General features: G+C 68.3%; 10 protein-coding genes, 1 tRNA gene and 1 pseudogene. 7 read left to right on the plus strand and 5 right to left on the minus strand.

Annotated elements, in window-relative coordinates:
- Positions 1 to 96: 96 nt before the first annotated feature.
- Positions 97 to 720: pseudogene (locus ACWELQ_RS24225) on the minus strand (hypothetical protein); the annotation flags it as partial.
- Positions 721 to 1109: 389 nt separating this feature from the next.
- On the opposite strand from ACWELQ_RS24225, the gene ACWELQ_RS24230 reads away from it, so the two are divergent.
- A tRNA-Leu gene (locus ACWELQ_RS24230) sits at positions 1110 to 1191 on the plus strand.
- A 148-nt stretch (positions 1192 to 1339) separates the two neighbouring features.
- Here ACWELQ_RS24230 and ACWELQ_RS24235 read toward each other — a convergent pair.
- Complete coding sequence (locus tag ACWELQ_RS24235) at positions 1340 to 1759, minus strand: MarR family winged helix-turn-helix transcriptional regulator (RefSeq protein ID WP_452399336.1); 420 nt, start codon at positions 1757 to 1759, stop codon at positions 1340 to 1342.
- 107 nt (positions 1760 to 1866) lie between these two features.
- Here ACWELQ_RS24235 and ACWELQ_RS24240 point away from each other — a divergent pair, with 107 nt between their 5' ends.
- Positions 1867 to 2664, plus strand: a complete 798-nt coding sequence (locus tag ACWELQ_RS24240) for an alpha/beta fold hydrolase (protein WP_452399337.1) — start codon at positions 1867 to 1869, stop codon at positions 2662 to 2664.
- A gap of 13 nt (positions 2665 to 2677) precedes the next feature.
- Positions 2678 to 3433: an MBL fold metallo-hydrolase gene (locus tag ACWELQ_RS24245; protein ID WP_452399338.1), complete on the plus strand. Its 756-nt coding sequence runs from the start codon at positions 2678 to 2680 to the stop codon at positions 3431 to 3433.
- 16 nt (positions 3434 to 3449) lie between these two features.
- On the opposite strand, the gene ACWELQ_RS24250 is transcribed toward ACWELQ_RS24245, so the two are convergent.
- Together ACWELQ_RS24250 and ACWELQ_RS24255 are read right to left on the minus strand one after the other, a co-directional pair.
- Positions 3450 to 4220: a MerR family transcriptional regulator gene (locus ACWELQ_RS24250; protein ID WP_452399339.1), complete on the minus strand. Its 771-nt coding sequence runs from the start codon at positions 4218 to 4220 to the stop codon at positions 3450 to 3452.
- 32 nt (positions 4221 to 4252) lie between these two features.
- A complete protein-coding gene (locus ACWELQ_RS24255) occupies positions 4253 to 5152 on the minus strand; it encodes an alpha/beta fold hydrolase (RefSeq protein ID WP_452399340.1) in 900 nt (299 codons plus the stop codon).
- A 135-nt stretch (positions 5153 to 5287) separates the two neighbouring features.
- Between ACWELQ_RS24255 and ACWELQ_RS24260 the strand changes: the two genes are divergently transcribed.
- Both ACWELQ_RS24260 and ACWELQ_RS24265 read left to right on the plus strand, forming a co-directional pair.
- The gene (locus tag ACWELQ_RS24260) at positions 5288 to 6973 is read left to right on the plus strand and encodes a hypothetical protein (protein ID WP_452399341.1); all 1686 of its coding nucleotides are present in this window, start codon (positions 5288 to 5290) and stop codon (positions 6971 to 6973) included.
- Positions 6974 to 6990: 17 nt separating this feature from the next.
- Positions 6991 to 8679 (plus strand): hypothetical protein, encoded by a 1689-nt coding sequence (locus ACWELQ_RS24265; RefSeq protein WP_452399342.1) that lies wholly within the window; start codon positions 6991 to 6993, stop codon positions 8677 to 8679.
- A gap of 22 nt (positions 8680 to 8701) precedes the next feature.
- Here the strand turns inward: ACWELQ_RS24265 and ACWELQ_RS24270 are convergent, their stop codons facing one another.
- Positions 8702 to 9781 carry an alcohol dehydrogenase catalytic domain-containing protein gene (locus tag ACWELQ_RS24270; RefSeq protein WP_452399343.1) on the minus strand — a complete coding sequence of 360 codons (1080 nt, stop codon included), beginning with the start codon at positions 9779 to 9781 and terminating at the stop codon, positions 8702 to 8704.
- Positions 9782 to 9872: 91 nt separating this feature from the next.
- On the opposite strand from ACWELQ_RS24270, the gene ACWELQ_RS24275 reads away from it, so the two are divergent.
- Both ACWELQ_RS24275 and ACWELQ_RS24280 read left to right on the plus strand, forming a co-directional pair.
- On the plus strand, positions 9873 to 10766 hold the full coding sequence (locus ACWELQ_RS24275; RefSeq protein WP_452399344.1) for a LysR family transcriptional regulator: 894 nt from the start codon (positions 9873 to 9875) through the stop codon (positions 10764 to 10766).
- Between the two features lie 140 nt (positions 10767 to 10906).
- The gene (locus tag ACWELQ_RS24280; protein ID WP_452399345.1) at positions 10907 to 11056 is read left to right on the plus strand and encodes a hypothetical protein; all 150 of its coding nucleotides are present in this window, start codon (positions 10907 to 10909) and stop codon (positions 11054 to 11056) included.
- The last annotated feature ends 73 nt before the right edge of the window (positions 11057 to 11129 follow it).

Genomic DNA, 11129 nt, shown 5'->3' on the forward strand with positions numbered 1-11129 from the left:
GGGTCACCAATATCGAGCCGGGCCTGACCGACACCGAACTCGGCAATCACGTCGACAATGCCGAACTCAGCGGCCAATTGGACGGCATGTTCGAGCCATGGGCGACTTCTCACCGACGGGCAGGCGACGGCGGGCGACGACGACGAGACCGGCTGCGGCGCCGATCAACTGGGCCACCGCCAGCAGTTCGGCATCGCGACGGCCGTGCGCCTCGGCGGCGGTGGCGGCGATGCGGCCCTGCGAGTGGCCGATGACTGCGGTGGGGGCGTGCGCGACGATGTCGAGGCCCTGCAGGCGCAGCGCGCGCAGCGCGGCGATCTGGGTCAGGAACACACCGGGCATGGAGACGGCGGCGGAGCGCAACACCTGCGCTGACGGCGCTCCCGACACCTCCCCCTGGTCCGGGTCGGCGATTTCTTCTTCCAGCATCCAGGCGATCGGGTCGAAACCGACCGGACGGACCACGAGCAGCTGGGACGCAACAGGTTCCAGCGCCTTGGCGGCCTCGTTCACCAGTGCGGTCAGCTCGGGCTCGAGGGCGGAATCGCGCCCGATCTCCTCGAGTTCACGCAGCCACTGCGCGCCCTGCCCACCGAATGCGAGGGCGTACGGCGCGCCGCCCAGCAACCGGTCCAGCAGCGACGACCTGACCCCACTCTCCCGTGACTTCCCCGCCGCCCTGGCCTTCGATCCGGTCCCGGTGCTCTCGTTGATCGTCAAGACGTTCGACTTCCTTCTCCTGGCGGCCCGCCTCCACAGGACTGGGCCGCGCTCACGGTGCGCAGGTATCCCCTCGGCCCGCAGGCCCTGGTAGACGCCGAGGATTCCACAAAATCATGAGGATCTCCTCATGTTTGGTTACCGCCACCATCCCTACCGATAGGTATTTCCGTACGTCCGTACCAGAATGCCCCGAAACATGACCCTCCCTCATGTTTGAACCCCCTGGTGAGCCCAGTTACACCCGTGAAGGAAATATGAGGCCCCCTCACATTGCCGTTTATCAAATCGTTATAATCCCAGCTAGGGTTACTGACCAGTACGCCACACCCCCCGGGTGCTTCGCGTTCCCCGTTAGACCCGGTAAAGTTTGGACGGTCGTACCGTTAGCGCGAGTGGCGAAATTGGCATACGCGCCAGATTTAGGTTCTGGTGTCCTCGGACGTGCGGGTTCAAGTCCCGCCTCGCGCACAACCCTCGACCGAGGCGAACGCCCGGTCCCCCACCTCCGCCACTGCCCCCGAATCGGACAGTGAGCCAACATGTTTCACATCCGAGCTATCGGCTGGCGATCTTCGCCTGCGCGCGTTCTCGATTCGCGACCGCGGTCGCCTCGCCGCTAGGCGGTTTCGACGGCGAGGGCCTTTTCCAGCAGTGCCCCGAGCGTGTCCAGTTCAACCTGAGAGAGGCCCTGGAAGGACTGCCCGGCAATGGTGTCCATGATCGCCTGACCGGCGGCGCGCAGCTGTTCGCCCTGCGCGGTGAGCTGGTGGCGGACCGCACGGCCGGGGCCGGGGACGCGTTCGATGAGGCCGCGGTCGGCCATGCGGGTGGCCAGGGAGCCGAAGGATTGGTCGGTCTGGAAGGTCAGGACGGCCAGGTCGTGCAGCGAGGCCTCCGGATTGGCATGCAGGTGGCGCAGGGTGTCCCACTGAACCAGGGACAGACCCAGCGGGGCCAGGGCTCGATTGAGTGCGCGGTGGTGGCGGTATTGCAGCCGTTTGACGGCCAGGCCCACCTCGGCCGGACGGTAGCTCATGGCGATCATCGTAGCCTTCCGAACAAAGGTTGCTTACCTAAGGAAGCTGATATAAAGTTGTTGATATCAGCTTCCTTATATAGATGATTCGCTCGAAGGACAAGCCCATGAGCACCACCGTCCCGGCCGGTAGCCTGCGCCCCACTCGCATCGAAACCCATTCCCTTTCAGCCGATTCCGTCGAGATCACCGTCGCCGATCTGGACCGCACCCGCCCCTTCCTGCTGCTGCACGGCGGCGGCGGACCGCAGACCATGACCCCGTTCGCGGACCTGCTCGCCGAGCGCACGCATGCGCGGGTGCTGGTGCCCACCCATCCCGGGTTCGCGGGTACCCCGAAGGCGGCCGGGCTGAGCGATGTCATCGCGCTCGCCCGGGCCTATGTCGCCCTGCTCGACCAGCTCGAGCTCAGCGATGTGACCGTGATCGGGAATTCCTTCGGCGGCTGGGTGGCCGCCGAGATCGCCCTGCTGGACAGCCCGCGGGTCAGCGGCGCGATCATCGTCGACGGGGTCGGCATCGAGGTCGAGGGCCACCCGATGGGCGATGTGCGCGGCAAGTCGATCGAACAGATCCGCGCGATGTCCTGGCACGACCCGAGCAAGGCCCCGACCGGGCCCGAGGGCGACGCCGGGCCGAGCCCGGATGTGCTGGCGATGATCGCCTACACCGGCCCGACCATGAGCGATCCGACCCTGGCCGCGCGGCTAGCGGACATCCAGCTGCCGGTCCACGTGGTCTGGGGTGACAGCGACCGCATGGTCGATCCCGACTACGGCAAGGCGTACGGCGCCGCCATCCCCGGATCGGCGTTCACGCTGCTGCCCCGCACCGGCCACCTGCCCCAGCTCGAGACGCCCGAGGAACTGCTCGGCGCGATCCTCGACCTCGACCTGCCGAAGTAGAGGACACCCGATCATGACCACCTCTTTGACCGTGACCCGTATCGGGCACGCCTGCCAGTTGATCGAGATCGGCGGCCTGCGGGTGCTGACCGATCCGTGGTTCACCGAGACCGCGACCTACCACCACGGCGAACCGGTCGCGGCGACCGTCGCCGGCCTGGGCCGCGTCGACGCCGTAGTGATCAGCCACGAGCACTACGACCATTGCGACCTCGACGCCTTGCTCGCGGGCGGCTTCGACCTCGGCACTCCGCTGATCGGGCCCGCCACCGTCACGGCGATCGCGGCCCGCAAGGGTTTTCGCGATCTGCGCACCATCGAGGCCTGGGAATCGACGACCGTCGGCGACCTCACCGTGACCGCCACACCCGGGGAACACGGCGTCCACGAGGTCACCTTCGTGCTCCAATCCGGTGGGCGCACCGTCTTCTTCGGCGGCGACTCCCTGCGCGTGCCCGAACTCGACACGCTCCCTTCACATTTCGGCAAGTTCGATCTCTCGATCCTGCCGACCAACGGCCTGTGCGTGCGGCAGATGAACATGCGCCAGGTCGTCATGGACGCCGAACAAGCCGCCGCCCTCACCGCGGTCCTGCGCCCGACACTGGCCATCCCGCACCACTACGCCTTCCACAGCGGCCGCCTCGGCGACCGGATGGTCACCGCGAGCGACCACGACCCCCGCCACTACGCCGACGCCGTCGCCCGCCTCGCCCCCGACCTCGAGGTCCGCATAGCCCTGCCGGGCACGGCGGTGCGGGTCGCCTGAACGCCGTCCACGCGCGCTACGCGCCCGAGGTCCCCGACGACCTCCCGCCCGGTGAACGCCCGATGATCGCAGCGCTGCGGCGGCGTTCGGCGCGGTGGGCGAGGGCCTCGACGACGCGCTGCCAGGCGGGTGACGCCTCGGCGATGCGGGTGCTGATCAGTGGGGTTCCGGGGCCGCCGTCGGGTCGGTGGGCGATCTCGAAGGCGTCGAGGTCGTCGATGAGGCGGTCGAGCCTCAGGTCGTGGGGGTCCCAGTCGAAGGATTCGTCGCAGGCCAGGTAGAGGCGCAGCGTCTCGGGATCGTCGAGGTTCGCGGTCTTCTCCCGGATCCGGTCCGGGACGGCGCGGGGGTCGGTGGCCTGCAACAGGATCCAGGAGTCCCGTTCGAGCAGCACCCGTTGTTCGCTGATACCGAGGTCGCGCATGCGGTCCAGGAGGGCGACGATCTCGGCGGGCAGGATCAATCGTTCGCCGCTCGCCAGTTCGCCTATGCGGCGACGGTATTCGGTGAGTTCGTCGATCTTGTGCCGCAGGTCGCGGTCGATATCGGTGATAGCGGAGGCGAATTCGGCCGGTTGGGCGTGCAGCAGCGCGTCCACGCGGGACAGCGGCACCCCCGCGTCGGCGAGGGTCCGGATGCGGATGAGGTCCACCACCGCCTGCGCGCTGTAGCGGCGGTAGCCGGAGGCGTCGCGGTCGGGTTCGGGCAGCAGGCCGACGTGGTGGTAGTGGCGGACGGCGCGCACGGTCACACCGGCGGCCGCCGCGAGCTGGCTGATCGTGAGCACCGGTCGCCCCTACTGGTCGGTTTGGTCAGAGTCTAGGGGCGGGTCGCCCGGGCGACGACGTCCCGGACGGCCGCCACCACCGCGTCCGGGCGATCGACGCAGAGCCGGTGGTGGAAGGTATCGGTGAGAATGCGCTGCTCCCCCAGCGCGACCGAGTTCGCCAGGGCGGCATCCATTCTCGTCTTGGCCTCGTGAACGGCCCGCAATGCCGGCGTCCGCTCGGGGTCACCACCCAGCACGGTCAGCGCGATCACCGGAACATCCGGAATCGCTGGGCCGGAACGCAATTCATCCGCCAGCTCGACCAGCGTGCCCTGCTCGGCGATCCCGGACCGGATCCACTCCTCACTCATCTTGGCGTCGAACAGCATCTCCCGCAGCTCCTCCGGATAGTCGGCCAGCGACTCCTCCGCCCACTCCCGCAGAATCGGCCGCATCTGCTCGACCTGCCCCGGATCCGCCGCCATCCGCTCGGTCGCGGCCAGCCCGACCGCCGCGGGCATGAACGCATCCCACTCGCGATGCAGCGCGTCCAGCCACACCAGACCCGCCACCTCCGCCGGAAACAGCTGCGCAAACCGGTGCGCATACAACCCGCCGAGCGAGTGCGCGGCGAGCACGTACGGCCCGGCAATACCCTCCGCCCGCAAGAGCTCCCACAGCTCCATGGCGACCTCACGCGCAGTACGCGGCAGCGCCACATGATCACTGAACCCGGTCCCGCACCGGTCATACACCACGGCCGTACTGAACTCCGAAACCCCTTGCTGCACACCGAGATAATCCAGCCCGACCGCACTCGCCCCGGACAGGAACACGACGGCCGGGCCACCGCTGCCCACCCGGTGCGCGAAGATCCGCCTGCCGTCGATCTCTCGAAATCCGCCGACGGGCGGGACAACCTGGGTGAAGGAGATGCTGTTGTTCGTCATGCGCCAACCCTCCAACCCTGACGCAGCGTCAAGGTCAACCCCGCCCCGAGCGTGTCTACCGGTCCAGGGGGCTGATCACGGTAATTTCTCCCCTGCGAATCGCCCTGTACCAGTACTGGAAGGATCACATCGCCGATGCGCAGGTGGTGGTCCGCGGCAGCCTCGGTAGCTGTTGCGGCGGCTGTTGTTTCGGCTTCGGGTCCGGCGAGGGCGGACGAGTGGCTGCCGATCGGGATCCTGCCCGCTCCGATCAGTTGCGCGGCGCTGGCGCTGCCGGGGCGTGCGGGCGCGTGGCCGGTGCCCATGCATTTTCCGAATGTCGGGATCGGGTTGTTCACCATGCCGTTCGCGCCCGCCGACGTAGCCGCGCGGCTGCCGCGACGGATCGAACTCCGCACCGGCGAGGGCGGGTTCAACGAGGTGTGGCAGTACGCGCTGCTGGACAACAATCTGTACATCAAGGCCGTCGAGGGTGAGTCCGGGTGGCGGATTCCGCCGGTGCCGAACTGCCTACGCGGGCAGATCACCGGGATCTCGGTCGATGGTGCCCGCCTGGTGGCGACCGGCCCGGAGGGCAAGATCTACACGCTGGAGTCGGCCGACCAGACGCCGGAGTTGTGGTGGTGGACAGCACGTTTCGGTGCGCCGACCTGGCTGGATCCCTCCGGACAGCGGATTCGTCCCGGGGCGCGGGCCTGGAGTCTGTCGTGGCTGGATCCGCGGTATGTGGAGTTACTGCCGTTCCGGCAGGACGGTTTCTGGACCGATACCGCCGGGCACGAGCAGCCGGTCGGTGGCGCCGGGGTCGACACCGTGTTCGTGCTGTCCCCGGAGGGCAATCGGATCACCATCCTGGATCCGTGGCTGCCGGGCAGCGATCCACTGCACCCGGAACTGCCCGCGCTGGCCGACGACTACAGCTTCGAGATGGCCGGTCCCCGCGACGGCCGCTTCCGTGCGATCAACCTCAGCTCGGCCGGCTCGACCACCTTCGTGATCAACGAGTACGGCGACATGTACACGCGGCTGTGGGATTTCGACATCTCCGGGGCCGACACCGTGTTCTTCAGCTACTCCTATCAGGACCAGACCGCGCGCGACTCCGCGCCGAACAATTTCACGGGCGAGTTCGCGCGGTTCGCGTTCCTGCGGCCGTTCTTCGCCCAGTACGCCAATATTCAGCTCCCACCGCCGGACTGGATCCAGCAACCCAAGATCCCCGGCGAGATCACCTCCACCGTCAGCATCCACCAGACCGGCGGTCATTCGTTCCAACGCGAACTCCGAGTGGAGGGCCGTGACGATGCGCGAACCGGGTTCTGGCACAAGCCCATCGACCCGAACGCCGACTGGGAGTTCACCCCGACCGACCAGCCCCTGATGGGCGAGCCGCTGGACAATCGCGCCACCGATATATCGGAGTCGACCATGGTCGGGCCGAGCGGCGTGCACTACTTCTACCGCGACCCGGCCGGATGGACCGCGAGCATCCGGGATTTCGACTACGCCACCGGCCGGATGCCCGTGCGCGTGTGCGCGGCGGCGGGCGGATGCGCCGACCTGGACACCTACCTCGCGAGCACACCGCAGCTGGGCTGGCAGCCCGAAGGCTTGACCGAGACGCCGCGTGAGTACCACGGCTTCGTGGTTGTCCCGCAACAGGAATGGGATGCCCTCGACGGCCGCTCCCCGCAGCTGCGCTCGATCGTCGAGCAGTTCACCGGGACCGGGCGATTCCGCAATGCCGTCATCTTCGCCTCGACCACCGGATTACGTCTGCGCACCGACGAAGGTGTGAACCTGCTGATGCCCCGCGCCTGACACGAAGGGTTTCTTCGATGCGAAAGAGCTTGTCCGGCGCGCTCGCCGCGTGCTGCCTGGCCGTGCCGATCATGGTCGCCGCCCCCGCCACCGCCGACGAATGGCTGCCGATCGGGATCCTGCCCGCCCCGATCAGCTGTGCCGCGCTGTCGCTGCCCGGACGCGCCGGGGCGTGGCCGGTGCCGCTGCACTACCCCAATGTCGGGATCGGGCTGTTCACCATGCCGTTCGCGCCCGCCGACGTGGCGGCCCGGCTTCCGCGACGGGTGTATCTGCGCACCGACCAGACCGGGTTCAACGAGGTGTGGCAGTACGCCCTGCTCGACAACAACCTCTATATCAAGGCCGTCGACGGCGAATCCGGCTGGCGCATACCGCCGCTGCCCAACTGTCTGCGCGGGCAGATCACCAGCATCTCCGTCGACGGCGGGCGATTGGCCGCCACCGGCCCCGAGGGCTACCTCTACACGCTCGAATCCGCCGACCAGACGCCCGAGATCTGGTGGTGGACCAAGCGATTCGGCGCGCCGATCTGGCTCGACCCGTCCGGGCAGCGGGTCCGTCCCGCATCCCGCGCCTGGAGTCTGTCCTGGCTGGACCCGCGGTATGTCGAGGTGCTCCCGTTCCGGATGGAGGGGTTCTGGACCGACGCCGCGGGCCATGACGTCCCGGTCGGCGGTGCGGGCGTCACCACCGCGTATGTCCTTTCCCCGCAAGGCAATCGGATCGCCATCCTGGATCCGTGGCTGCCGGGCAGCGATCCGCTCCGGCCCGATGAACCCGAACGCGCCGACGACTACAGCTATGAGCTTCCGGGCCCGGTCAACGGCCGCTTCCGCGCCGTCGATCTCAGCACCGCCGGATCGACCACCTTCGTCATCAACGAATACGGCGACATGTACACGCGCCTCTGGGATTTCGACATCTCCGGGGCGGACACCCTGTTCTTCTCGTACTCCTACGAGGACCAGTCGGCCTACGATTCCGCGCCCAACAACTTCGAGCACGAATTCTCCCGCTTCCCCCAACTGCGCCCGCCGTTCAACGAGTACGCCAATATCCAACTCCCGCCGCCGGATTGGATCCACCAGCCCAAGATCCCCGGCGAGATCACCTCCACCGTCAGCATCCATCAGACCGGCGGCCGCTCCTTCCAGCGCGAGCTGCGGGTGGAGGGCCGCGACGATGAGCGAACCGGGTTCTGGCACAAGCCCATCGACCCGAACGCCGATTGGGAGTTCACCCCCACCGACCAACCCCTGACCGCCGAAACGCTGGACAACCGGCCCGCCGACACCACCGCGCTCACCTTGGTACCGCCGTCGGGCGTGCACTTCTCCTACCGCGATCCCGACGGCTGGACCCTGAGCACCCGCGACTTCGACTACGCCGGTGACCGTCTCGATCTGCGCCTGTGCGCTTCCGACGGTGCGTGCACAACCCTCAACGCCCTGCTCGCGGGCGACACTCGCCTGGGCTGGCAGGCCGACGGGCTATCGGACGTTCCCCGCAAGTATCACGGCATCGCCACCATCACCGCCGCTGAATCCAATGCTCTCGACTACCGCTCGCCTCGACTGCGCGCGGTCGTCGAACAGCTCATCGGCGAAGGTCGCCTGCGCAATATCCAGGCCACCGCCACCTCTTCCGAGCTGACCCTCCGCACCAGCACCGGCCTCGACTTCACTTTGCGAGCGGCTCGGTAGACCGGTTGCGCGGGAAGGGATTTCAATCCCTCGGAGTAAGGATGGTGCGGTCGAAGGGTTGGCTGTGTGCTGCGGCGTGGGCTATCGCGTCGTTGATCTGGTCGAGGGGGAAGCGGGTGATGTGGTCGGGGGTGAGGTCGAGGGTGGCTGAGGCGGCTAGGCGGAGTAGGCCGATGTTGGCGGGGCGGGGGAACATCCATTGGCCGCGGAGGGTGATGGAGTTGCGCATGAGCCAGGGGTAGGGCAGGGCCAGGTCTGGGCCGCCGAGCATGCCTACGCCGCCCATCAGGATTACTCGGCCGTATTCGCGGACGGTCATGGCTGCGGCGCGGACGGCTGTCGTGGGGGCTTGGGGTGGTAGGAGATCGAGGACGAGGTCGATCGGGGCGTCGGCGGCCGTGGTCATGGCGGTGCGGTCGGCGTCTTCGTCTGCGGTGAGTTCGACCGGGATCACTCGCGCGCCGAAGGTGTCGGCGAGGAGGTCGAGGACGGCGCGATTGCGGCCGGGGGTCACCACGCGTCCGGCACCCATGGCGAGGGCGACGGACACCGCGGCGCTGCCGAAGTTGCCGGTCGCACCGCTGATCAAGACCGACTCTCCGGCCTCGAGACCGCCCGCGAGCAAACCACCGTAGGGAACGCCGTACACGGTCAGGCTCGCCCACAGTGCGGGGTCGGCGGACTCTGGCATTCGGAAGACGTTTTCGGTAGGGACGCGCATGAGTTCGGCGAAGGAGCCGTCGTGCAGGTGGCGGGCCAGTCGGGCGCCTCCTTCGCCGCGAGAGCTCCACCCCTGCAATGTGATATCCGGGGTCAGGGCGTCGTCGCGGGCTCGGACCGTGGGATCGCACCACACCAGGTCCCCGACGCGCAGCTTGGTCGCGTCCGGACCGAGGCGAGCGATGCGGCCGATGCCCCCGATGCCGGGCACCACCGGCGGTTCGAGGGGGTAGCGGCGTTCGCCGCTGAAAACCTCGGCCGCGTACGGGAGTACACAGGTGGCCAGCACCTCGACCAGCACCTCACCGCCGCCGATCTCGGGGTCTGGCACGTCGTGCACCGTGAGCGGTTTGCCGAACTCGGTCAATGTCGCTGCTCGCATGGAAGCCCTTCCGTCGTCTCGTCTTCCACGCTAGGCACGCCGGTGGCATGCGGGAAGCGAAGATCCGGCATCTCTGGTATGCGTAGTCAGCATGGACGTGTCGAGCGCGAACCTGCGAGTGCTGTGCCAGATCGCCGAGTCGGGCAGCTTCACCGCGGCCGCCGCGCGGCTGGGCTATACGCAGTCGGCGATCTCGCGTCAGGCGCTCGCCCTCGAGCGCGGCGCGGGGGCCACCCTGTTCGAACGACGCCCCGACGGCGTCCGGCTGACGCGCCAGGGGTTGATGCTCTTGCGTTACGCCCGAACGATTCTGGAGTCGGTCGACGCCGCGGAACGCGACCTGACCGGCGCGCCGCCCCGCACCGAACTGGTTCGCCTCGGATTGTTCTTCAGCGCCGGACCGGTCATCCTGCCCTCCGCGCTGACCCGCCTGGCCGCCACCGCGCCGCAGATCCGGGTCACCACCCGGGAGGGCAGCACTCCCAGCCTCACCCGCGCCTTGCGCACCGGCTCGATCGACCTCGCAGTCCTCTCCTCACGCCCGCCGCACCGCCCACCGGACGGCGAATCCCCACGCCTGCACCTCACCACGGTCCAGGACACCGAACTCGTCGTAGCCGCCTCCGCCACCGGCACTTTCGCGGGCCGCACCTCGGTGCACGTCGACGAGTTGGTCGACGCCCCCTGGATCGCCACCCCCTCTTCCACCGCCGAACCGCTGCTCGGCGTCTGGCCCGGCCTACCGGGCCGACCACACGTTCTCCACAGCGCCCGTGACTGGCTGACGAAACTGCAATTGGTCGCAGCGGGTTTCGGCGTCACCACGGTCCCGGAAAGTCTCTCCCCCGTCTTCCCGCCGGGCATGATCACCCTGCGCGTGCAGGGCGCACCCCCCGAAATCCGCCGCATCCTCCTGGCCCGTCTCCCCGGACCGCCCACCGCCGCGATCACCGCGGCCATCCGCGCGCTGTCCGCGTCTCCGTAATCGAGCCGGCGCTACAGCGGCACCGCCATCGTCCACGGATCGGTCATCGAATAGGTCGGTGCGCCTGGACATCTCCGCGACAGGCCGGGCGACGAGGTAGCCTGCGGGCGTTTTGTCTGTTTTTCTCAGCGAGGGAACACGTGAAGAAGGTTGCGCGCCGGGGTGTCGCCGGGTCGGGTCTGCGGGTGGCGGCGGCGCTGGCGGTGACGGCCGGAGTCGCCGGGTGCGGAGCGGGCGGGCCGGATCGGATCGGCGGGGAGACCGTGGGGAAGCAGGTCTCCACCTACTAACGGTCGGTAGCAGCGGTGGATCCGGCGAGTGTGAAGTGCGAGGGCGTCGACGCCGAGGCGGCAGCCAAGACGG

This window comes from Nocardia sp. NPDC004722, from assembly GCF_053601505.1.